The sequence below is a fragment of the Bacillus sp. FSL K6-6038 genome, from assembly GCF_038050455.1.
GTDB classification, from domain to species: Bacteria; Bacillota; Bacilli; order Bacillales; family Bacillaceae_G; genus Bacillus_A; species Bacillus_A pseudomycoides.
The window spans coordinates 3,054,135-3,076,159 of sequence record NZ_JBBOUH010000001.1 but is presented as its reverse complement, the minus strand read 5'-3'; the positions used below and the strand labels follow the sequence as shown (position 1 = coordinate 3,076,159).

Annotated in this window: 28 protein-coding genes and 6 pseudogenes; 30 read left to right on the top strand and 4 right to left on the bottom strand. The window is 33.4% G+C overall.

The annotated features are described in order from the left end of the window. Positions 1 to 225: 225 nt before the first annotated feature. The 8 genes and pseudogenes from NSQ40_RS16130 (at position 226) to NSQ40_RS16095 (ending at position 3,623) form a co-directional block, all read left to right on the top strand. Positions 226 to 717: a hypothetical protein gene (locus NSQ40_RS16130; RefSeq protein ID WP_098604349.1), complete on the top strand. Its 492-nt coding sequence runs from the start codon at positions 226 to 228 to the stop codon at positions 715 to 717. Between the two features lie 10 nt (positions 718 to 727). Next, entirely contained in the window at positions 728 to 1,129 is a 402-nt protein-coding gene (imm48, locus tag NSQ40_RS16125) for an Imm48 family immunity protein (protein ID WP_258248488.1), read from the top strand. A 336-nt stretch (positions 1,130 to 1,465) separates the two neighbouring features. Continuing rightward, positions 1,466 to 1,824, top strand: a pseudogene (locus NSQ40_RS16120) (HNH endonuclease); the annotation flags it as partial. Continuing rightward, positions 1,812 to 2,300 (top strand): SMI1/KNR4 family protein, encoded by a 489-nt coding sequence (locus NSQ40_RS16115; RefSeq protein WP_258248486.1) that lies wholly within the window; start codon positions 1,812 to 1,814, stop codon positions 2,298 to 2,300. The pseudogene NSQ40_RS16120 and the gene NSQ40_RS16115, both read left to right, overlap by 13 nt. Before the next feature lie 120 nt (positions 2,301 to 2,420). Further along, the gene (locus tag NSQ40_RS16110; RefSeq protein WP_257150794.1) at positions 2,421 to 2,600 is read left to right on the top strand and encodes a hypothetical protein; all 180 of its coding nucleotides are present in this window, start codon (positions 2,421 to 2,423) and stop codon (positions 2,598 to 2,600) included. After that, positions 2,566 to 2,997, top strand: coding sequence for a zincin-like metallopeptidase toxin domain-containing protein (locus NSQ40_RS16105; RefSeq protein WP_341286129.1), 432 nt, complete (start codon positions 2,566 to 2,568; stop codon positions 2,995 to 2,997). Before NSQ40_RS16110 ends, NSQ40_RS16105 begins: the two co-directional genes overlap by 35 nt. Positions 2,998 to 3,048: 51 nt before the next feature. Next, on the top strand, positions 3,049 to 3,285 hold the full coding sequence (locus NSQ40_RS16100) for a hypothetical protein (protein WP_257150792.1): 237 nt from the start codon (positions 3,049 to 3,051) through the stop codon (positions 3,283 to 3,285). Positions 3,286 to 3,383: 98 nt separating this feature from the next. Beyond that, the gene (locus NSQ40_RS16095) at positions 3,384 to 3,623 is read left to right on the top strand and encodes a hypothetical protein (protein ID WP_257150791.1); all 240 of its coding nucleotides are present in this window, start codon (positions 3,384 to 3,386) and stop codon (positions 3,621 to 3,623) included. Between the two features lie 455 nt (positions 3,624 to 4,078). Here the strand turns inward: NSQ40_RS16095 and NSQ40_RS29500 are convergent. After that, a pseudogene (locus tag NSQ40_RS29500) lies at positions 4,079 to 4,276 on the bottom strand (IS3 family transposase); the annotation flags it as partial. On the opposite strand from NSQ40_RS29500, the gene NSQ40_RS16090 reads away from it, so the two are divergent. From NSQ40_RS16090 to NSQ40_RS16065, 6 genes are all read left to right on the top strand, one after another. Continuing rightward, positions 4,258 to 4,551 carry a deaminase domain-containing protein gene (locus tag NSQ40_RS16090; RefSeq protein ID WP_306476531.1) on the top strand — a complete coding sequence of 98 codons (294 nt, stop codon included), beginning with the start codon at positions 4,258 to 4,260 and terminating at the stop codon, positions 4,549 to 4,551. The pseudogene NSQ40_RS29500 and the gene NSQ40_RS16090 sit on opposite strands and share 19 nt — an antisense overlap. Before the next feature lie 27 nt (positions 4,552 to 4,578). Continuing rightward, complete coding sequence (locus NSQ40_RS16085; RefSeq protein ID WP_098604353.1) at positions 4,579 to 4,983, top strand: hypothetical protein; 405 nt, start codon at positions 4,579 to 4,581, stop codon at positions 4,981 to 4,983. Between the two features lie 670 nt (positions 4,984 to 5,653). Next, positions 5,654 to 6,199 (top strand): AHH domain-containing protein, encoded by a 546-nt coding sequence (locus tag NSQ40_RS16080; RefSeq protein WP_257150790.1) that lies wholly within the window; start codon positions 5,654 to 5,656, stop codon positions 6,197 to 6,199. A 22-nt stretch (positions 6,200 to 6,221) separates the two neighbouring features. Next, complete coding sequence (locus NSQ40_RS16075; RefSeq protein WP_098604354.1) at positions 6,222 to 6,731, top strand: ankyrin repeat domain-containing protein; 510 nt, start codon at positions 6,222 to 6,224, stop codon at positions 6,729 to 6,731. An 868-nt stretch (positions 6,732 to 7,599) separates the two neighbouring features. Further along, positions 7,600 to 8,166: a zincin-like metallopeptidase toxin domain-containing protein gene (locus NSQ40_RS16070; RefSeq protein WP_098604355.1), complete on the top strand. Its 567-nt coding sequence runs from the start codon at positions 7,600 to 7,602 to the stop codon at positions 8,164 to 8,166. Between the two features lie 2 nt (positions 8,167 to 8,168). After that, positions 8,169 to 8,519: a hypothetical protein gene (locus NSQ40_RS16065; protein WP_098604356.1), complete on the top strand. Its 351-nt coding sequence runs from the start codon at positions 8,169 to 8,171 to the stop codon at positions 8,517 to 8,519. A gap of 390 nt (positions 8,520 to 8,909) precedes the next feature. Here the strand turns inward: NSQ40_RS16065 and NSQ40_RS16060 are convergent. Together NSQ40_RS16060 and NSQ40_RS16055 are read right to left on the bottom strand one after the other, a co-directional pair. Further along, a pseudogene (locus NSQ40_RS16060) lies at positions 8,910 to 9,117 on the bottom strand (IS3 family transposase); the annotation flags it as partial. A 68-nt stretch (positions 9,118 to 9,185) separates the two neighbouring features. Beyond that, positions 9,186 to 9,701, bottom strand: a complete 516-nt coding sequence (locus NSQ40_RS16055) for a DUF2247 family protein (protein WP_258248485.1) — start codon at positions 9,699 to 9,701, stop codon at positions 9,186 to 9,188. A gap of 586 nt (positions 9,702 to 10,287) precedes the next feature. Between NSQ40_RS16055 and NSQ40_RS16050 the strand changes: the two genes are divergently transcribed. The 6 genes and pseudogenes from NSQ40_RS16050 to NSQ40_RS16025 all read left to right on the top strand — a co-directional run bounded on the left by NSQ40_RS16050 (position 10,288) and on the right by NSQ40_RS16025 (position 13,684). Then, entirely contained in the window at positions 10,288 to 10,740 is a 453-nt protein-coding gene (locus NSQ40_RS16050) for an SUKH-3 domain-containing protein (RefSeq protein WP_258248484.1), read from the top strand. Positions 10,741 to 11,418: 678 nt separating this feature from the next. Further along, positions 11,419 to 11,846: pseudogene (locus NSQ40_RS16045) on the top strand (SMI1/KNR4 family protein). Positions 11,847 to 12,425: 579 nt separating this feature from the next. Beyond that, a complete protein-coding gene (locus NSQ40_RS16040; protein WP_255258814.1) occupies positions 12,426 to 12,713 on the top strand; it encodes a hypothetical protein in 288 nt (95 codons plus the stop codon). After that, on the top strand, positions 12,698 to 12,955 hold the full coding sequence (locus NSQ40_RS16035; RefSeq protein ID WP_098217843.1) for a hypothetical protein: 258 nt from the start codon (positions 12,698 to 12,700) through the stop codon (positions 12,953 to 12,955). The genes NSQ40_RS16040 and NSQ40_RS16035 overlap by 16 nt, the downstream gene beginning before the upstream one ends. Beyond that, complete coding sequence (locus tag NSQ40_RS16030) at positions 12,952 to 13,167, top strand: hypothetical protein (RefSeq protein ID WP_098217841.1); 216 nt, start codon at positions 12,952 to 12,954, stop codon at positions 13,165 to 13,167. The genes NSQ40_RS16035 and NSQ40_RS16030 overlap by 4 nt, the downstream gene beginning before the upstream one ends. A 4-nt stretch (positions 13,168 to 13,171) precedes the next feature. Further along, positions 13,172 to 13,684, top strand: a complete 513-nt coding sequence (locus NSQ40_RS16025) for a hypothetical protein (RefSeq protein ID WP_098604482.1) — start codon at positions 13,172 to 13,174, stop codon at positions 13,682 to 13,684. Between the two features lie 240 nt (positions 13,685 to 13,924). On the opposite strand, the pseudogene NSQ40_RS16020 reads toward NSQ40_RS16025, so the two are convergent. Beyond that, a pseudogene (locus NSQ40_RS16020) lies at positions 13,925 to 14,122 on the bottom strand (IS3 family transposase); the annotation flags it as partial. Between the two features lie 296 nt (positions 14,123 to 14,418). Here NSQ40_RS16020 and NSQ40_RS16015 point away from each other — a divergent pair. The 10 genes and pseudogenes from NSQ40_RS16015 to NSQ40_RS15970 all read left to right on the top strand — a co-directional run bounded on the left by NSQ40_RS16015 (position 14,419) and on the right by NSQ40_RS15970 (position 22,025). Beyond that, positions 14,419 to 15,192 carry a hypothetical protein gene (locus NSQ40_RS16015; RefSeq protein WP_257150789.1) on the top strand — a complete coding sequence of 258 codons (774 nt, stop codon included), beginning with the start codon at positions 14,419 to 14,421 and terminating at the stop codon, positions 15,190 to 15,192. A gap of 17 nt (positions 15,193 to 15,209) precedes the next feature. Next, the gene (locus NSQ40_RS16010; RefSeq protein WP_258248482.1) at positions 15,210 to 16,181 is read left to right on the top strand and encodes a hypothetical protein; all 972 of its coding nucleotides are present in this window, start codon (positions 15,210 to 15,212) and stop codon (positions 16,179 to 16,181) included. A gap of 19 nt (positions 16,182 to 16,200) precedes the next feature. Further along, on the top strand, positions 16,201 to 16,656 hold the full coding sequence (locus tag NSQ40_RS16005) for a DUF6630 family protein (RefSeq protein WP_098604480.1): 456 nt from the start codon (positions 16,201 to 16,203) through the stop codon (positions 16,654 to 16,656). A 688-nt stretch (positions 16,657 to 17,344) separates the two neighbouring features. Next, positions 17,345 to 17,809 (top strand): DNA/RNA non-specific endonuclease, encoded by a 465-nt coding sequence (locus NSQ40_RS16000; RefSeq protein ID WP_098604479.1) that lies wholly within the window; start codon positions 17,345 to 17,347, stop codon positions 17,807 to 17,809. A 21-nt stretch (positions 17,810 to 17,830) separates the two neighbouring features. After that, complete coding sequence (locus NSQ40_RS15995; RefSeq protein WP_098604478.1) at positions 17,831 to 18,286, top strand: immunity protein YezG family protein; 456 nt, start codon at positions 17,831 to 17,833, stop codon at positions 18,284 to 18,286. A 404-nt stretch (positions 18,287 to 18,690) separates the two neighbouring features. After that, complete coding sequence (locus NSQ40_RS15990; protein WP_341286128.1) at positions 18,691 to 19,437, top strand: HNH endonuclease; 747 nt, start codon at positions 18,691 to 18,693, stop codon at positions 19,435 to 19,437. Next, positions 19,434 to 19,907, top strand: a complete 474-nt coding sequence (locus tag NSQ40_RS15985; RefSeq protein WP_258248481.1) for a DUF2004 domain-containing protein — start codon at positions 19,434 to 19,436, stop codon at positions 19,905 to 19,907. The genes NSQ40_RS15990 and NSQ40_RS15985 overlap by 4 nt, the downstream gene beginning before the upstream one ends. Before the next feature lie 687 nt (positions 19,908 to 20,594). Beyond that, positions 20,595 to 21,077: pseudogene (locus tag NSQ40_RS15980) on the top strand (recombinase family protein); the annotation flags it as partial. Positions 21,078 to 21,241: 164 nt separating this feature from the next. Next, positions 21,242 to 21,457 (top strand): HNH endonuclease, encoded by a 216-nt coding sequence (locus NSQ40_RS15975; RefSeq protein ID WP_098604476.1) that lies wholly within the window; start codon positions 21,242 to 21,244, stop codon positions 21,455 to 21,457. Position 21,458: 1 nt separating this feature from the next. Continuing rightward, entirely contained in the window at positions 21,459 to 22,025 is a 567-nt protein-coding gene (locus NSQ40_RS15970) for an SMI1/KNR4 family protein (protein ID WP_098604475.1), read from the top strand.

The window sequence follows — 22,025 nt, the reverse complement described above, 5'->3', positions numbered from 1 at the left end:
TGGAATGGGTCTTTTTTGCATGCGAAAAAGGCAAGGAGGAAAAGGAAAAAGTAGGTATAGCAAAAGTAAGGTCTAATATATAACTTTAAAGTCAGCTGGTTTGAGTGATGCACAAGCTCAGAAGGCTGTTCAACGAGAAATGGAACAACAATAACTGGAGATTCACTTGTTCCAAGGATTCCTGGTAGAATTAATTTACCAAAACGTCAATAAAGGAGCATTTACATGGAATTAAATACTTTTGTAGTGGAAGCTGTATTGTCTAATAATTGGTTAAAACATTGTGGAACAGAGAGCAATTTTCCCCAAGGAATTGGGTATACCTATTTATCACAAAAAAAGATAATGATTAAGACTATGAAAAAGCTAGAATGGGAAAATATTTGTCTGGAGGAAAGAAATAATTTAACTGGCTATTTAGCAAAGAATGAACCTGAAATATATAATAAAAATTGGAACACCTTAGTTAAAAAAATCAAAGCAGAGGTATTGCCAAAAATTACTGACGACATTGAAAAACAGATCCTAATATTGGGATTACCAAAAGAGATACTGAATCCTATTAAGTTCGATATAGTGAATTTAATAATGGTACTATCTTATGAAGAATATTATAAGTCAGCATTTTATAACGAAATGTTGGAAATCTATTTAAGTGGACATATTCCTTGTGGGTGGAATGGAAAGTATACAGAAGGAAATATATTTATATACTAGGGGGACAAAAATGACTAATGATGTAGAATATTACAGTGAAGTGAAAAAAATGATTCAGCAGTTTTTAAATACTTCACAATTGGTTCCAGAAATGTTAAACGAGCAAGAAAAGCAAATAGTAGCAACATTTTGTTTTGGTATGATAAATGGTTATTCTTTAAAAAATAAAAAGAACGCCATACAAATACAGGGAGCTACAATTGATATATTGATAGAAATGTTCTTTTATTCTCCAGCAGCTAGTGCGGAATTCTGTAATTTTTTAATTGAGTGTACAGATAAATCATTTCATCCAACTATGCATTCTATCATTCATAGAGGAATTCAAGGGTATTATCAATATGAAGAAGCTAAAAATAATGAGTTAAAAGATAATATTGAGAATGTGATTGAAGTAGTAAAGAATCATTAAAATTAAGGGCATTGACTGAGGAAATTTAATCTTAGTTAATGCCCTTTGTGCATAGCACCAATAAAAGGGATTGTAGGCTCGTCTGGATTAATATGGAAAGTGGAACTTATACTAAAATTAGTGATCATCGTATATACGCATTGGATCAAAAAATGTTAAGGGAATAGATGGATAGAAAACTTTTTATTATTGGTGAAAAAGATTATTAAGGAAAGAGGATAAATTATCTTCAATAGACGATGAGTGCTTTTTTGCGTTTTAGGATAGAAATAAGTAGACATATTATAATTTTATAAGTTCACAAAGTTTTAAATTTTTACAAACAGTAAATGTAGAGGAACGCATGTGAAAAAAGGAGTAGATTTTGATATTTTAGGATTCCCAATATTTAAAGGGAATGATGTTAAGTTTACAATGAGATTAGAGAAAGATTTATATATTAAGCCAGATGATACACACTTTAAAGAGTTTACTTGAATGCTAAAGGAGGTGATAGAGAAGGGGAAAATTCCAAAAGATATATTCACTCCCAAACAGTTAAAAGAAATAAAAATAGGGTTGCCACGTATATCAGATTTAACTTGGCGTCACCATCAAATACCTGGGAAAATGCAGTTAGTAGTATCTGAAACTCACAGTGTAAATCATTTAGGGGAAATAAGTTATGGGGAGGCGGAATTAGATGGAAAATTTAGAATGGAAGTATGCAGATGATCTGGTTACTGAAGAAATTATTGGAAAAATAGGTAAATCAATGGGGATTAAGTTTCCGAAAGACTATATCGAGTGTGCAAAAGTGAATCATGGCGCTAATGTAATACCATATTGTTTTGATGTTGAAGGAATAGAAAGAGTCTTTGGTTCATTACTTTCGTTTGATGAGGGAAGTAGTGATTACATTGTAACAGATTATAATAACTATCGTGCTACTTTGCCTAATGGTGTAATTCCTTTTGGAATCGATCCAGCAGGAAATTTAATCTGCTTTGATTATAAAAATCATGCAGACAATCCAATTGTTGTCTTTTGGGAACATGAAGATGCATGGGAAAAAGAAGCACTGATGGAAAGTGAAGGAATTACAGCAGAAGAAGCAGAGGAAGTAGCAAGAGAAAATGTATTTTATGTGGCAAGTAGTTTCACTGATTTTTTAAATAAATTGCATGATTAATAGATAGCCCTTTTGTTTTAGTATAAAAATAGTTTCAATAAAAAATTCAGATAGGTAAAATAATAATTAGAGTATTTTCAGCTGGTCAGATTAAAAATAGAAAAATATAGAAAACACAAAATGTATCAGCTTGGCGGAAAAATGGCCGAGGGTGTGGATTACATAACAGCTACATTCAAAGGTGTTGAAGTAGCTGAAGACGGTACATTGATAGTGAAGCAAGGCGGTGGCCCAGGAAAGGTTACGGAGTGGGTTAATACGCGCCATGCAGAGAGTAGTAAGTTTATGGATGGTAAATAAATTAGATTTCGCTAATTGGGATACAAAAAGAGTTAGTGGGAATGTATTTAAACTTGATAAAAATGGAAATAGAATAATGCGAGTAGCTGATTTTAAAGCCTATAGAGAGGAGTTAAGTAAACAGGGAATTGAAGTTGTAATTGATAAAAAAATAGTACCAAGAGGAAAAGCTGGTGGTTTCGATCCTGAGACAGGTAAAATTTATTTTAGAGGAAGACCGTCACAAATCGCTGCTTATCATGAAAATGTACATGCGCAACAATGGTTAGAGTTGGGAAAAGAGAATTACTTGAAACAAACCGTTTTACAAAGAGAAGAGCATGTATACAATAAAATTATGGAGAATAGAGCAAACTTCACAAGGGCTGAGATAATTGCTACTGAACGTTATATTTAAGCGCTTAGAAATGGCCACACGCTGATTCTGAAATATTTAAGGGGTGTTTAGATGAGTAATGAACCCAGACTAACTGTAACGGAAGCACTACATGTTGCACAAGAATATTTAAATGAACGTAATAAGAATTACCTTCCATGGACAATAAATAATGATACAAGTCAATCAATTCAATTTTATAATAAGTTTTTTGCAATTGATGGTTGCGTATGGCTTGCTGAATTAGATTTTCAGGATTTTGACAGGTTTTTGGTTATTTCTGATAAAAAAAAGCTATTGAGTTTTTAATAATAGGAGTTGATAAAAACAAAATACCAAGTATACATCCTAAATTAAATATAGACAGAGTGATTCAAATTTCTCAAGATTACAATGAGGAGAATCATTTGGAAGGGGTACTCCCCACAAATATTAGAGAATCGATAGCTTTTTATGAACGTTATGATGGTTTTAATGGCTATGCATGGCAAGTTAAAATGAAGGTACCACCTTCACCTTTTGGTGGTGATGATAATGTGTATCTTATTATTTCTGATGAAAAATCATGTGTTGAATATATATATGATCCATCAGGCTACCCTGTAACTTCGCATTTAGATGATGATTCAGATGAATATGATGATTAATCAATTAATATTTCGCAGAAATAATGAATTAACATCCATGGGGTACCAGCTTAAAGGAAAAGTCTTCATTGAGACATGTTCGGATCAAACCTAGAATGCTAACGGACATAAGAGAACCAACGAGGGTTCTCTTGTTTTTTCTATCTTTAAGAATTCTAAAATTATTGAATGTCTTTTTCTGTGATTTCCAAAGTGAAAATGGGAAATCTCTTGAGATTTGAAAAATACCTTAATCTTCATCTAATATTTGTGGATTCCTTCTGAATCTAGGTACGCCCTTCAAAACATCGGTTTTGCGGATTCTCCCCTAATTTTGGACACATACTATCCTTAACTTATTGTTTCATAGAGTTGCTCTTTATTTTGGCAAGTTGCTTCTTTTTTCATATGAGACAAGAAAAAATCTCGTCTCATACTCTAACTTCTTTGATTTTTAACGTTTCTGTTTACGTTCGTCAATAAAATTCATTTGGTGATAAATCCAAAATATTAGAATGGATTCTGCGGTTGTTGTAAAACTCAATATATGTAGCTATTACTTGATAAGCTTCGGCATATGTTTGAAACATGTAGCGATTCAGACATTCGTACTCCAGTAAACAATGAAATGATTCAATAGGGGCGTTCATATTTGGTGTCTTCAGTGGAATTCGTTCGTGCTCGACCTCACAAGTTTAGCACACTTTTTCAAAGTGAGCGTATCTTCAAAAATTATGTAGTAGTTGAATTTCCGAGGTATAAGGATACAGAAGCGAAGATTCTTGAAGACATAGCTTCTAAAATAAAAGACCCAAATATTAAAGGTGAAGTTAATCTTTTCTCAGAGTTCGATACTTGTCAAAGTTGTACAAATATTATACTAGAATTTAGAGAAAAGTATCCTAATATAAAGCTAAATATCTTTACAAATAATACAGTAACTCCATAGGGGCATAGATTTAAGGAGGTTTGTGCTATGAATAATAATGTTGATTATGAAAGTATCAAAGATTCTGTTGTATATGGTTTTGAAGAATATGTGGAAGATGATGGATTTACAGCATCTCAATCTGCAGCAAAAGTATTCGAAGAAGATTGGAGAGAGCTAAACTATAATGCTTTTACAAAGACTGCATACTATATTTGTGTTGCAATTGAGTGTTTTAAACTAAAAGAAATACCAGATTTTATATATGAAAAATCAGATTTTTATATCAATAGTATTGAATTTAAAGGTGATGCTAATAAAGAAGATATCGAACAATTATTGCAAGATATAAATAATTGTAGACAGTTAATGGAAAGTAAAGATTATAAGGTTATTGAATCAAGCTTTGGTGCAAAATCAAGAATTGAATATATTCTTAGTTTGAGGCCATAATTAAGAAAAAATGAAAAGTATCAAAATATTACAATTGAAGTTGTCTATATTGGTGATCTACTGATTCAACCTAAAACTTCAAAATGAATTTCAGAGGTTCCTATAAAATGGTTTATAGTTAGGAAGAGTATGTAAATAAGGCCTAAACTGAATATAAAGAATCTAAAAAAACGAGTAATAAGGAGGCGATTGCAAGAGCTTTTAATTATGATATCATGCTTGTTGGTTTAAAGATAGGATTAGTAATGAATTAATTTATATAGCTAACTATAAAGCACTTGATTGCCTTTTGGGCATCAAGTGTTTTTTTCGGGAATTATGCTTTGGACAACATGAATGATGTTATGTTGAAATTCAGAGCCCATAAAGGTAGTATCATCATAGAGTTTGATTTTAATATACTAGATTTGGGCGAGATGACATTATAATGGGCGATGGGTATATTGAGGCTTAATAATATATCTATGAGAATAGATTGTTTTAAGGATTAATAGATGAAATAAATCGTTAAGATTATATAATTGAAACTACACGAGCAAAATAGCAGACAACATAACCGCCATTTTTAAAGGTGGAGAAGTATTAGCTGATGGAAGCATAAGAAAATACGGTGGACGAACTTCAGTGAAAGAGTAAAAGAAGTCCACGATACATCAGTCGGATCTCGAATTTGGAGAGTGGTGGTATTAAGGGTACGGTAAACAATGTAAACGAGTATTTAGATGATATAGTTGTGGCTGGTAATGTTAATACAGACAAGATGAACAATATTAAAAATGCTATTCAAAATAATACTTTTAGTGTAGATGAACTATCTGAGATTAGTAAAAAGATGTCTGAGTTAGGCATTACAAAAGAATATAATGAAGCATTAATTAAAATTGATTTTGGTAAGTATCTTAGAGGACTAATAGGTAACCTACCTGCTGCTATGATAGATCCACATGCACATCATATTCTATTTAAAAAAGGTCTGGGCCAGAAGCAACAAGAATTTGTTGGAGAAGGTCAAGAAATATTAAAAAGGTATGGAGTAGAACCGATAATTGGTAAAGAAAATCTTGTTTGGGCACCAAATGCCGTAATAGGACAACATAGCCTTGATGCTTTAGAGGAAGGAGTGAATCGGTTAAGGGCTGTTGAAGCAATGGGCGGTGACTTTGATGATATTGTTGAAGCTCTTGAAGATTTAGGAGACATAGCTAGTACAAGATAGTAGAAATACAGGAGGTAATGTTATGGATGAAAAAAGTCTAAATAAAACTATAAGAAATGCTATTAAGCTTGGTGATATTAATGAAGTAAAGCGTTTAATAGGCGATAATCCAGAATCTTTACATTCAATGACACCATTTGGTACGTGGTTACATGTTGCAGCAAAGAAAGGACATTTTGGAATAGTAGAATATCTGATCCATAAAGGAATCGATGTTAATACAAAAGGTGATATATTTGATGCTTCTCCTTTAAGATTGGCAGCAGGGGCGGGGCATTTGGAGATAGTAAAGTATTTAATAGAGGCTGGCGCAGAATTAGATGTGAGCTTAGCAAAAAGGAATCCATTATTTGGAGCGATTTATGGTGGGTATAAAGAAGTAGTTGAGTTTCTAGTTGAAAAAGGAATAGATATTTCAATTAGATATACTGGAGAGAGTATTAAGAATATGGATGCATATGAATATGCTAGAGAATTTGGGCAAACGGAAATTGCTGAATATTTAAAGCAGAAGATGGATGAAAAAGAATAGGCTGTTAAAAAGTAGATACTCCATGATGGTTGTACCATCATAGAGTATTACGTGCAATGATAGAATAGAAAAAGAAATACGAGCTTAGGCGAGATGATATTTTACTAGGTGACGAATATAAACACATGAAACTAACGAACTCGTACAAACTCGTAAGTTTTGAGATAGTACTTGTCACAACATATACAAAGATGTAATCCACTCATTAGAACTATAGAAGGTGTCATACTGTTGCTATAAAACTTACAAATTTAATGATACTTAAAAACAAATGAACTTGAAGCACTTGATTGTCTGCGAAAGGCAACGAGTGCTTTTTTGCGTTTAAGTATAGAATTAAAAGATTCATTAAATTTTTATAGTTTGTAATGGCTATGTACAGTATACGAAGATAGTAGAGGGAAATTGTAAAAGGTGTCAAAGTAACAACAAACTTTGGATTATTAGCGAAAAGGTGAGGTAGAGAAACTAGTTTTAATCCAAATATAGTACAATCATTGTGAGACAACAAAAATATTTCGCCTGACCGCATGTAACTAGCAAGATTAAAAACAGAAAAATAAAAACTGTATCAGCTTGGCCAAACAATAGCCGGGGGTGTAGATTATGTAACAGCTACACTCAAAAGCGTTGAATTTACTGAAGATGGTACATTGATAGGGAAGCAAGTTGGTCCAGGAAAGATTACCGAGCGGGTTAATGCACGCCATGCAGAGAGCAGTAAGAAAATTAATAATGAGATTCAGGGGATTGAGGATTCGCTTGCGGAGAGCATAGGGAATGTTGGTCAGGGCAAGCGCAAAATGCGAACCGGTTATCTGAGGAGAAACTCGATAATCTTTCGCTGAATATAGAGAAGAAAGCATCTGTGGGAAATGAACCTGTATTGGAAAAGAAATCGGCAGAGGTTTTTGAGGGACTGAATTTGAAGAGTGATGCGAAGGATTTAGAATTAAAAGAATCTACTAAGGGTACTGATAATCTTGATTTTAAAGAATGGGAAGAGATGCATGTTGGTGGTCAAACTCGTCTAACAGCTGATGGATTAAGAATTATGAGTATTCGAGATTTAAAGGAATTTAAGAAAGACATGAATGAAATCGGTATTAAAGTTATTCTTGACAAAAAGGAGGGAATTCTCCCTAGAAATGTTGCGGGGGGCTTTGACCCCTATACTGAACAAATGGTTTTGAGAACTGACGCATCACTTTTAAGTGCCCTTCATGAATCCTACCATGCTAAACAATTTAGAGAACTTGGACAAGAAAATTATTTGAAACAATCAAGATCAGAAAGAGAAGAGTACGTTTATAATGAAATTATGAAGAATAAGGAAAAATTTATTGCTGAAGAGATATATGAAGCACAAAGATATATTTTCTTCATTAGAAACAAACAATGGCCATTACCTAATTGGAAAGGATATGAGAAATAGTGATGGAACAAAAGGAAACAAATCTAACTGCAAGTCAAGCTATTCAAATTGCTAAGCGATATCAGAAAAAGCATAATATACATGGGATCATACATGAGGATATAGAAAGGTCCGTAAGATTTTATAGTGAATTTTATAGAATTAAAGGAAGTGCTTGGCTCGTTTTGGCAGATATCACACCCAAGACATATGAAGGTGATGCTGAAATTACTTTTGTTGTTTCTGATGAAGAAGGTGTTGTAGATCATGTTCTAGACCATAACGGGATACCTCATCGTTATCATCTATCAAGTAATAGAGATTATACTGATGAGGAGTTTGAAGCCATTTTTAATGATGATGAGATTAAGTAAAAAGTACTTATTTATTTTTGGGGCTACCAAGTAGTGAATAAATCTTTTTACTAAGAATATAAGGAAATAAATATGTAGAATGAAGAACTCATGATGGTTAGGAAATTATGGAGTTATATAACGATATTTATTTATAAAAATAAGAACGATACGTAGACGAAAAGCAATTTTAAATATACGACTTATTTTCGCAGAGAACAAACCATAAACTTACGAAATTAAATAGGACCATTGGTTTGAGGATAAGATTTGTAACAAATTAATTCATATAGTTAGCAAAAAAGAACTTCATTGTGAACTGCACCCCAATTGTTAGACACGACTAACAATTGGAGGTTGGACTTGTCGACATTTACTGGACACTAAGTTAGGTGAATATAATGAATAGGCTTTCTCAAATTCGATAGGAGAAAGATAATCCAAAGAAGAATGCATTCTTCTTTGGATTGTAATACAACTCTATATATTTAAATATTTCTTTTCGAGCTTGTTCAGGTGTTTTAAATTTGGCACCTTGAATAAGCTCTCTTTTTATGGTTTTGTAAAAGGATTCCATCAATGCATTGTCATAAGGGTTTCCTTTTCTACTGACACCAGAACCAGAAATGTAATATAAAAAACGTAAGGATTCCTAACCCTTACGTTTTTATTACAGTAGTTACACTATTATTCTAAAGTGTAAAATCGTCTTAAATCGTTATATTCACACTTTAGGAAGTAATCTAAATTAGAAATAAGACGTTGCGTATTTTGTTCCTTTGTAAATTCATCTGGATTATAATCATCATTTGGTGGTAAATAATAAATGAAACTCTCCATTTCTTCAGGATAATCTAAATCACTGTATAACAAAGCAACTCGTTCTAACATATCAGCGTAGTTATTACTAGAATTTCTAATATGTTTTAAACCACAATATCTCCATTTTTTTATTTCATCATGGAGATTCCAATCTATATTTTTAGCCAGTTCCTTTAATAAAAGTATTGCTTTTTCAGTATCATCTTTCAGCCAATTTAACTCTAATATCTCATCTGTACTTGCGTCAGGATGTTCTAATAAAAAATTCTCTGCATACTTATTTATCTCATTTACCGTAATAAAATTAGATTGTAATCCTATTAGCAAAGTTGCCCAATTAAATGGAATATTATTTGTTATAAAGATTGTATAGCTGTACATTTAAATTTTCACTTCTTTCTTGCGTTGGATTTACCCGTAATACCAACACCTTCGATAAATCGTCTATGTGTGACATCCTTTGCAGGATCCGGATCAACAATCCATTCAAATATCCCTTTTTTGCCATTTAATGAACCCTCGATTTGATATAGATCCCGTTTAATCTTATCACCACCAACTAAATCAAATCGTGTAGCTGATCCTACATAATTATCAATAATGTTATTAAAAGCGTGATCTGAATCTTTCTTTAATGCACTACCTGTACGAATATTTTCTAATACTGGATTATTTATTTCAATTGTTTTTTTACTTTCTTTTGCAGCATTCCCAAGATTATTTGCTTTCTTCTGAATGTCTGCATATTTACCGAATACGACTTATTGCGGCAGGTTGGACGCTTTTGAAGAGTTCGTCAAAGACAAAATCACAATGAATGATACCTTTACTTCCAACAATGTGTTTACGACCACTATGATAATTTTATGATTAACGGAAAACTTACGAGGTGATTTTGCTGAACTTTGTAGGAATTGTAGTAGAACGTTTTTGGATTCTATAATATTGATTACTAGGAGGAATGAAAATGGAAATATCAAATAAGACAATAGAAGAATTAAAAAAAGCGGGATGGTATGAGGATAGAAAAATAGACATATCAGAAAATGTAAAGTTTCTTGAAGAAAGAGGCTTTGAAGTTTTTGAAAGTGCAAAAAAATTTATGGAGGAGTTCGGAGAATTACAATTCAATGTTGAAAGGATTTGGCCAGATGGGGTTACTAAGGACATATCTGAACATACCACTTGTATTAAGGAAGTCATAGGTGTGTTAGATAGTTCGTGTTTTGGCTTAGAGGATTATATTGATGAAAAAGTTATTCCTGTAGGTTCATTATATGATTTCGGGCTAAATTTATACATATCGGAATCAGGAAGAATATTTAAATCAACAGGGTGGGCAGGAGATAATGCTTTGGAGGCATTTGATCATATTATTCTTGGAAAAGGAACAGTGATTTGGGATAAATTTGAAGGGTAATAATATTTTTCAATGCAAAATTCTGTCCTAACCTACTGCGTAACTGTAATTAAGTAGTGAGTAGGGGAAAAGGAGCAGAGTGGTAGATAAAATTAAAAAGTAGTTTTAAGTTGATGAAACTAAAGGAAGTTTTAAAATATTCTGCTATTTAACCACCTTTTGCTCTAAATTAAAGATGTAATGAAAAGAAGAAATAGATTTATATTATAACTAAGAATAGAACCAATGTTTCTAATGGAAGAAGCGTTGGTTCTATTTTTATGCAAAGAAGCTGGGAGGATTAATAATAATGTATCTGAATGTAGAAAGAAAAACAGATATGACCATATACAAACGTAAAAATAGTTAGAGAAAATCTGGATTCAAGGCTGCAGCCAGCAGGAGCTTTTAAGTGTAGAGTATAATGCAGGTAAAGAAGGAAAAGGCTTTAGTTATAAAGTCTATCAAAGAGGAGATATTGATTGGAATATGGTTCGAACAAAGGGAGTGGGTCCATTATTTGAAACATCGACTAGGTATCATAACATTAGTAATGCCAAAAGGGCACCATTACATCCGTATAAAGGGAAGTTAAATCCATTTTATCCCATGGATGAGCCAATAAGAAGAGCACTCAAAAAGTAGATTCTATAAATTATTGGAAAGCTAGAGGGAATGAAGTTTTAGGAGGGAATTACAATGAATGCTTTGCTTGATGAATTAGACCAAGCTCTTGAAGAAGATATTTATAAACGTGAAGATAAGAATAAAGTGAAGGAGACATTAACTAACCTAGGTGTAGAAGTATCTGATACATTCAGAGAATTTTATTATCGATATGCAGGACCTTTTTGGGAAGAACACGTTCCTTACGAGTTACTAGATGTTGTAGATGAAGAGAATAGTATTGAATCATACACAATTATTGCTCGAAATGAACATGGATTTCCTAAAAAGTATCTAGTTTTAAGTGAAATGTCAGCAAATGCTGTACTAGTACTTGATAGTGTAACTGATAAAGTTTACTCGGTTAATTTTGAAGGTGGAGATGAGCTACTTTTAAGCGGAGAGTTAAAGGAAACTTGGCCAGCATTTTATGTGTTTTAAAAGAATATTTTAACTGTTAGATGGAGATTAAGTTAATGTTGGATAAAATGATTTTATTCATGATGCTAAGTAGGCGCAAGGGGTTATAGTAACTTTATAAGCTTATATATGTATGAAAACGATAAAGCTCTTGTAAACATACAGGTGAAGAGAATTTATTTGAAGTTGATAAAAAATGAATCAGTTGTTTAAAAGTAGAGACTCATGATGGTTGTACCATCATGGGCTACTATATGCAATGATTTAATTGAAAGAGGAGTACAAGTTTAGACGAGACGACATTTTACTGGGTAACAAATACAATGACATGGAAGTTAAACTAACGAACTCGTACAAAGTCGTAAGTATTAATGTATTACTTGTTACAACATGTAATAGGTGTCATACTGTCACTATAAAACTTACGAACTTAAAGCGCTTGATATGAACTGCACCCCAATTGTTAGTCGTGTCTAACAATTGGGGTGCAGTTCATTGTCTACAATAGACGACGAGTGCTTTTTTGCGCTTTAGCATAGAAAAGATACATTATAATTTTATAAGTGCACTAAGTGTTACATCTTTGTTGCTGTTTTTATAGATTATAATGGCCATGTACAGTGTACGATGATAGTAAGGAGAAAGTTGTAAAAAGGATCAAAGTAACAACTGGCCTTGGATTATTTGTGAAACTGCCAGCTGGATGCGGTACATTGATAGAGAAGCAAGGTGGTGGACACCAGGGAAGGTTACCGAGTAGGGTTAATGCACGCCATGCAGAGAGCGGTAAGAAAATCAATGATGAGATTCAGGGGATTGAGGATTCGCTTGCTAAGGGTGTGGATGATAGAAGAGTTATAGAAAGACTTGAACCAAGGCAAGGGGAAACTCATTGGATTATGAGATAGTATTTAATCAAGATCGATTTGCTCTTGAAACATATGAAAGATTAAGATTAACTGGTGTAGACATAAAGGAAATAGGAATTTCCGCAAAAAACACTGGATTAAGTGTTGAGGAGGCAACTACTTTGAAGCAACATTTATTTTTAACAAAACATGAAAATCTTGTGAATTATGGTGAGGGAACATATTTCGCTGATTACTTTCAATCCGACATGCACTTGCGTATGGCTGGGATCTTGCTTTGAAAGGTGAATTAACTGCAGAGCAAAAAGCTTGGTTTAAACAGTTAGCTGAACATGAACTTGAGGAAGCTAGATTGATGCAGAGTGGTTTGCCTTATAGAGATGTAAAGGCGATTGAAGATGGTCGCCCAACTGGTAACCCCCCTGGAGCATGCGATTCAGCTCCAGAGCCTCCAGGGGATTTTCCAGATTTTATTCCAGACATGGGATGGTGATTTTGTGACACAATTTGAAAATGCAATTCAAAGAATAAAAGATATAAATTGGGATAATGTAAAGAAGAACCAACCATCATTTGAATTATTGGTTTCAGAATTTATTAGAAGGGGTAATATTTTCAGGGATATATATAGTCCGGAAAATAAGTATCGTTTAGCAATTTTTAGTGCAGCTGAGACTATAAACGCTGAAATCCAAGTGGATATTGAAGGTATTGTTAATGACCTAAATTTACTAAGGTATGGTTGGACTGCTAGATATCTATGTAAGAGTTTTTTAGAATGGTCATATTTGATTAGTTCAAAGAATAAAATTGCTATGCAGTTTGAGGATCTGTATGAACCAATAATCATGTTATATGAAAGAGGTGGTAGGATAAGTTATCACCAAAATGAACTGCTTTGTGGAAAATATGCTTGGCTACGTAATTGTTATGATCTTCCAAAAAACGGTATTATTAAAGAGCTTAAGCATGAAGAATTAGATAGAATAGATAATAAAGGCAATGCTTAAATGAATTGGAACATTAACTGATATTGGTGAAATTTAATGGAATAAAAATGAATAACACCCACTTTGACGAAGGGGCATTGTGGGTGTTGTTTTCTTTCAGAGGAGTAATCATGAATTTTTTTCTGATGCGTTTATTTCATCAATACTAATCTCTCTCTCTTCTGCTACACTGTCAAAAAATTTCTCAAAAAGAGCTTTGTTTGTAAAATGTTTTAAATTAATATATAACTCCTCTTTAATTCAATTTTTTATTGCTTGAGGAGTTTTATAACGGGTGTAAATATAGATTCGCTTACAGTTATAAAATTTCTCAATGTACTGAAATAGTGCTAGATTTGTTTGTTCAAACGTGGCATATTGTGTGCAGTGTACTTTTTTTTTTAGAATGGCATGAAACGACTTGATACAAGTGTTATCAAACGGACATTTCCTCTTTGAGATCTATTGTAAGAGCTTCATGAAGTTGTGTCTATATGACCATACGAATATATATGAACTTAAAGCACTTGATTGTCTACTAATGGCAACAAGTGCTTTTTGGCGTATTAAGATAGAAATAAGTAGACACATTATAATTTTATAAGTGCACTAAGTGTTACACCTTTGTTGCTGTTTTTATAGATTATAATGGTTATGTACAGTATACGATGATAGTAGGGAGAAAGTTGTAAAAAGGATCAAAGTAACAGCTGGCCTTGGATTATTAGTGAAACTGCCAGCTGGAATGCGGTACATTGATAGGAAAGCAAGGTGGTGGTCCAGGAAAGGTTACCGGGTGGGTTCATGCACGCCATGCAGAGAGTAGTAAGAAAATTAATAATGAGATTCAGGGGATTGAGGCTTCGCTTGCTAAGGGTGTGGGTAAAGGTGGCTCTGGCAGTAACAATTCAGACAATATCTCAAAAGAAATTAAAAAGTTAGATAAAGAAATAGAAAGATTGAAAAAAGAAGGAAATGACAAAGAAGTCAAAAGATTAACGCGAGAAAGAAATAAATTGGCCAACAGGTTGGATACGAAAGATAATATTAGTGATTATTATGACTTGGAGGTTGCAAAGGAGTATGAAAGAAAAATCGATAATTCTAAATATTCCTCTCATGATAAAGGTGATTTTGGGGAAGAAGTAACAAAAATCGTAGCTAGAGACAGTAATTTAGGTCAAGACGTTTCCGATCTGTTCCAAGTGGGGAGAAACGGCATAGATGCAGCGTTCCTATCGAAAGGGCCGCCGCCAAAGTTAACGATTATTGAATCGAAGGCATCAGATTCCGCTAGTTTTAGTTACTCGGATAAACAGAAAATGGGCGGAGATAAGTACTTCAAAAACATGGTTAACAGCGATGATCCTAGGTATGCCAGTTTTAGAGATAACTTAGAGGAACTAATGGAGGAGAGTCCTGGTCTACAATTAGATTTTATTAGAGTTGAAACAGATATCAAGATTACTGATACCGGATTCGGCGTTGATGAGTTAAAGGTAAAAGACTGGAATAAGAAAATAGATTAATTCATAGGGAGGATGCAATGATAAACCAAAAAAAGTTAGAAATGGCTTTTAAAAGATATAGCAAAAATTTTGTGGATGGAATCAAATTTGAAGATGTTAAAGATAAATATAATGTTAGTAGAAGAGAGAATGAGAAAATCGTTGAGCAAAATGAAACAGAGAAAGATCACATACTATTAATAAATCTAAGCAAAATTTTCTCATATCACTTGTCACTATGGAAAAACGATGTATTGATCAGCGGTGGAAACAATGTAGAAGGATTAAAGAACATGCAGAAAGTCTTATTTTATCGGTGCATGGGACAGGATCTCTATACAATCAGGTATCCAAGGATGATCTTGGGATATTCGTTTAGAGAAGTCGTCCTCACATTAGTTCATTTTGCAATGTATGGATGGGAGAAAGAAGAAAATATATTATATGATTTTATGGCTCATCACTTCGGTGGACATTTAATAGATGCCAATGAAGAGAATAGACATATTTGGTTTTTGCTAGAGCTGTACTTGCAGTATAAAAATAAAACCATCATGGGAACGGATGAAAAATTGCATCTAGCCGTGAAAAATAAGTTTAAGGAAGCTGAACTGCGATGCGACTTAATCCCTGAAGACCTGAACATTTATGATGAAGTGCTGGGACGTTGGTCGACTGGTGATTTAGAAGAAATAGAACATCTAATTTCGATAATGTCTCAGTATCATTCTGCATTAGCTTCTGAAATCGGACAGCTAGGTGAATTTGGCGATTTCAGATACGGATTTTATCCTTTTGAAATCTTATTCTTGATCCATGTAAGGAAACAACTAGGGTTGCCAGTACCTACTCAAATCGATAATTTTCTGATGAATACTCCAGAAGCGAAAATGGTATTTGGAGAACGTGAGCCATACCCTGAATGGGATCCCGTGCTTGAGATAATCGATCAATTTTATCGTAAAAACTACCCGGAATATATTCCTAACAAGCATGGAGAATTATTTTAATAAAAGGGAGGAAGCTAATATGCCTGATCAAGGGATAGCACAGATTATATTTCCTGATAGCAAGGATTTGGAAACGTTTTTGAAGGAGCAAGGAGGTTATGACTTACATGAAGACCTATTAAAATATGGATTGACGACGAAACAGTTTTTATACGTTGACTATAAAGGTGAGCAATACCAAGAAATTGTCAACTTTATTCTTGATTACGAATTTGCCCACCAAATTGAATTAGCAACACAAGAAGAACTCGAGAAATTAGAAGCATTTAATTATGAATTTTTACCTGAAAAGATCAAGGAGGCCAACAAAATACTGTCACCAAAGGGGTATGGACTATTTTCATATCCAAATTCGGGCGACTTCTTCGCACTATTCATTGTAAAAATAGAGAATATAACAAAATTGCTGCAAGAAGAAGTGCTGCTCGATGATAGAATCCCTTTTCAAGAAAGGTGTATCAAGTATTATAGATAGACCTAAGATTGTACGTCTTCAACCTTGACTCCGGTCAAGGTTTCCTTATAAGTTAATATCAAGATTGCATAGCTATCTAGAATGTGCTATTTTTGGCCATGTACGATTGTAATAACGCCATGTGTTACGGTGATCGTTCATGTTCTTGCAAATTTATTTAAAACTTTTCGCATGAACATTAGTCAAAATAATAAAGATGTTTTGAATTTGGAAGGCTTGATACTAGAAATAGAAAAATAAGTTGAGAAATGTGCCTATTTTGTGAGTTACTTGGACACTGACAAAGGTACATGCTCAATAAAGGAAGTCAATAGCGACGTTAGGAGAACGTAGTGGCTATTGACTTTTTTATTTTTACAACTGGGCTAGAAAGAAAAGCGTGAGAATTAGGCGAGATGACATTTTATTGAAAAGACATGGAATGGACTTAAAACTAATGAATTCGTACAAGCTCGTAAGTTTTAACGTAGCAGTTGTCATGGTATATAAAAGGTATCATACTGTTACTATAAAACTTACAAATTTAATGCTACTTAAAAAACATATGAACTTAAAGCACTTGTTGTCTACAATAGGCGACGAGTGCTTTTTTGTTTAAGCATGAAAAGTGAAAAGAGCGTTATAATTTTATAAGTGCACTAAGGGTACGGGTAAAAGTAGTGCTGAAGTAAGTGAAGTTAAAACATTAGTGGACAAAGGAAAACAGTTTACAAACGGTAGAAAAAATAGGTTGAAACCGAATATTAGGTATAAAACAGGGGAGTACGACTATTTTTATGAAATAGATAACCTTGGAAGAATTGAAAAATTTGAAACAGATAAGCTACAATTAACTGAAAGAGAGAAGAGATTATCACATAGTAAAAATACACCCGGTAAAGTAAAAGGACAAGACCATGCAGGACATTTGGCAGGTGATAGATTTGGAGGATCACCTAAAATTGATAATTTGGTTTCGCAATTATCTGATGTTAATTTGAAGCAATATAAGAAGATTGAATATGAGTGGGCTGCAGCTTTGAAAGCAAAACCTCCCAAAGAAATAAAAGTTGATGTTGAAATAATTTATTCTGGAAATGATATGCGCCCAGAGAAATTTATAGTTAATTACTCTATTGATGGTAAGGCGGATTTCCAAGTTATTGAAAATTAATCTAAGGAGTGAAAAAGTAGTATGAGAGAATTTGAAGATAAATTTAGTGATTTGCAAGCAGATATGATATCTATATGTATGGAATATGTTGAAGATAGGGCCAATAAAGTGTATGTTTATGCTTCACGTGAGGCAGGCATTATTTCGGGAAGTTTCTTTTATTGTATTAACAATAAGTATGTAGAACGTCATAAAGTAAATGATGCATTGGAAGATGGAGACGAAAGATACGATGTGTCTACAAAACGACAGTCTATGGTATTGCGTATCATATGTGAAGATATTGAAAAAATTGAAGAATTATGCAAAGAATATGAACGAGACATGCCAACGGAGATGAAATTAATATATGATGTTCATAGTGGCAACTTTAAAGCTAAATATAAGTATGATTTAGTATATACGAATGATGATGTTAAAACAGCTAGCCATATTGCTGATGAGTGGTTTGAAGAAGTGAAAAATAATAACCTTTAAAAGGTTTACAGTAATAGTTATATCTAAGTTGAATGGATAACTCATGGTGGTTGTACCATCATAGAGTACTATATGCAATGATAGAATAGAAAACGAAGTACAAGCTTAGGCGAGATGATATCTTATTGTGCGGCGGGTACAAAGACATGGAATGTATAGTAAACTAACGAACTCGTACAAACTCGTAAGTTTTAACGTATTACTTGTCATGACATATGAAGGGTTTCATACTGTTACTACAAGACTTACAAAATTAACGATACTTAAAAACAAATGAACTTAAAGCACTTGATTGTCTATGATAGGCAACAAGTGCTTTTTTTATTGATTGGTATGCTTTAACTTCATAAATAGTTGGTAAGTTGGAAGAAGTAGTGGCATTCGTGAATAAGTTGCCGAAAAGTATGAAGAATGTCGGGGAGAAGATTAAAAATATTCATATCCCGAATGTATCCCATGAACTTTCGGCAGCTGGCGTTGGGAATGTAGGAGAAAGAAAAACACTTGGAGAGTTATTTTCGGTTTTTAAGAGTGGCACTAAGGGTACGGGAGCAAGTAAAGTTGAGGATATTCCACCAGCCTTCAAGCAAGCGGAATTTGCCAGTACATATAAAGGTAGATATAATCAAACACCTGCACCAGATAACCCAACGGTCGAATTTAAAGGAGAACGAGGTGAATCTCTATGTACGCTTAAACCACCGCCAGACCCTCAAATACAAAAAATATTAGATGAAGCTGGTATTGATGGTATACAATATAAAAATGCTGTTCCTGATTTTTCACCAGTAGAAAAAGCACAGATTGAAATTGACTATATGCTAGGTGGCAAAAATGGTTTTGGAGGAAAAGCTAGACGAATTAATTTTGTTCAATCAGATCAAAAATTGGCTGATCAACTTAATAGTTCACCTGAATTAGCAAGCCAATTTGGTATGGAATCTGGTAATATTAGTGTAAGAGATATAAAGAAATATAGAGAAAAAAATAAATTAACGTGGCATGAATTAAATGATGGTAAAACAATGAAACTCGTGCCAACAATCATAAATGCTGAATTTGGACATCTGGGTGGTGTAGGAGAGATAAACGCAGGAGCGTTTAAACCCGGAGGATTTGCTAATAGACATAAGGAGGAGCTTGTAAAATGATTTTAAATGATTCGGTTTTCGGTGAACTTGAATATGAGTATGAGTATGGTTGGGTTAAGGGTACTACAATTCGTTTTTTGGGAAAAGAAACTGAGATAACTTTAATGATAGATGGGGAAGAGGACGGCAATTTTGATGAGGAACAATATGTAGCATATACTTCACTTATGCAGAATTGGGAACACTTACAACAGAACTTTTTACAATCAATATTAGACTATTACAAACAAAGAAGGCATAAATTAGGTTATGATATTGAAGTAAATGAAAATTATCCACTAGTTGAAACAATGGATCAAATATTAGAAATGATAGATTTAGACGGGATTGTTGTTCCTTATGGGGATTTGTGTGAAGGTAGAGACATTAGATTTACACTTAATTGTACATGGGATACAGAGAATGGGCTAGGAATTCGTATGTTAAATGAGATAGTAACTGAAGTGGATTACCAGGATATTGCGATTTAAGTGTAACTATTAATCAATAATACACATGGATTGGAACTTATCGGCATAGGGAAATATAGACTGATAAAACAAACTTTATTTGAAGTGTACAAAAAAAGAAAAGGTCATTTTGAAGAATTGAGCTTATGATGGTTTACCATCATAAGCTCTTGTTTGGACCTCCGTCCCTTGATACGATAAAATAAGACACACGAACTTAGGCGAGATGACATTTTAATGGGTGACGGGTACAAATGACATGGAACGCATAGTAAACTAACGAATGCACACAAGCTCGTGCGTTTTAAAGGTATTACTTGTCACGAGACACAAAAGGGTCATACTATGTTTACGATACAATGAAACTTACAAACTTAGAACGAACATAGACACTTAGAAAACAAACGAACTTAAAGCACTTGATTGTCACTTATGGCAACGAGTGCTTTTTTATGTTTTAGCGTAGAAATAAGTAGGTACACGTATAATTTTATAAGTGTATTAAGTGTTAAATTTTATAGACTGTAATGGCTTTGCACAGTGTACGACACTACTAGAGAAAAAACGACTAAAAAATTTAAGGGTTGTGTTATGTTTTGAAGTCATCGTAAAGTACGTTTTAACGGATGCATGTTACACACAAGTTATCCGCAAAAAACGGGTAAACGTTACAGGGACTTTAATTGCTGTAACGGGAAGGGATTCAGTATGGGGGAGAAAGTAGTTGGTTATGTACGAGTTTCAACAGAAGGGCAAGTGCGTGAAGGGTACAGCCTAACGTATCAAGTAGAAGAAATTGAGCGGTACTGTAACGAAAATAAACTACAACTGCTTCACATATACAAAGATAAAGGAATTAGCGGAGCAATAGTAGAGGAAGATGGATTAACAGTTGAACGTGAAGGTCTACAAGAGCTATTGTCGGATATGGCATATCATAAAGTGAGCCAAGTTGTTGTACTCAATACATCTCGGTTATGGAGCTCTGATATGGCAAAAGTGTTAATACAACGAGAGCTAAAGAAACATGAGGTTTATGTGAAAGCGATTGAACAACCAAATTATAGTATATACACGCATGACCCCAATGATTTTTTAGTAAATGGAATGTTAGAGCTACTAGACCAATATCGATGTCTCGAGATTGTATTAAAGCTGAGTAGAGGCAGAAAGAAGAAGGCGGAACAAGGTTACCGAGAAGTAATGGTCACTGGAAAGGTGGGCCAGGTAATGGGAAATGGTATTCTGATAAAATTGAAGTTACAAGTATAACGAATGGTGAAGGTGTAGAATTTATTGATGGTAGACCTAACTTCACACCTTGGAGTAAAGGTTCTATAAAATTTAAAGAAGGTATGTTAGATGGCTCTAATAATGATTTTAATTTAGTGTATGAAAAAATTATGCAATTAAAAGGGTCTAAATCAAAGAATCAAGGAAAGGCCTGGTTAAAAGAAAAAGGGTTAACACCTCACCATAAAAGTTCTACTGAAATTGAGTTAATTCCAACAGATTTACATGCTAATATACCACATATAGGTTCAGCATCAGATTTAAGAGGAGGAAAATAAAATGAACAAAATAATAAAGCAAGTATTAAATGAAATAATTGATTCGGAAATGGTAGTCTCAAAAAAAGAAGATGCATATAAGTCGATCGAAACAATTGAACGAATATATGGTGTAGATTTACCATTAGACTACAAAGAGTTTTTGCTTGAATATGGAGGGTGTTTTATTAAAGATAATAGAATGTATCAGGCAATTGAAGTTACCCCTGTAACCCCCAAGGATGGTTTTGACTCGATAGGTGGCTTTTATGGTATTACTAATGATGCCTATGAAATTGAATCAATCATTCAAACTTATAAGGATATTTTAGGAAGTATTGTAATGCCTATTGCAGATGCGGACGGGGGAGATTTAATATGTATAGGCTTAAAAGATAAATACAGGGGTAAAATTTATTATTGGTATCATGAAGGTGAAACAATAGACGAAGATGGAAAAGAATATTATTATCTTATAGCAAACTCTTTTGAAGAATTTATTTTAAAATTTTCAATTCATGAAAGAAAAAAAAATGTAAATTTAGATGACATCGAACTCTTTTTAGACGAAGATTTATTAAAAGATTAA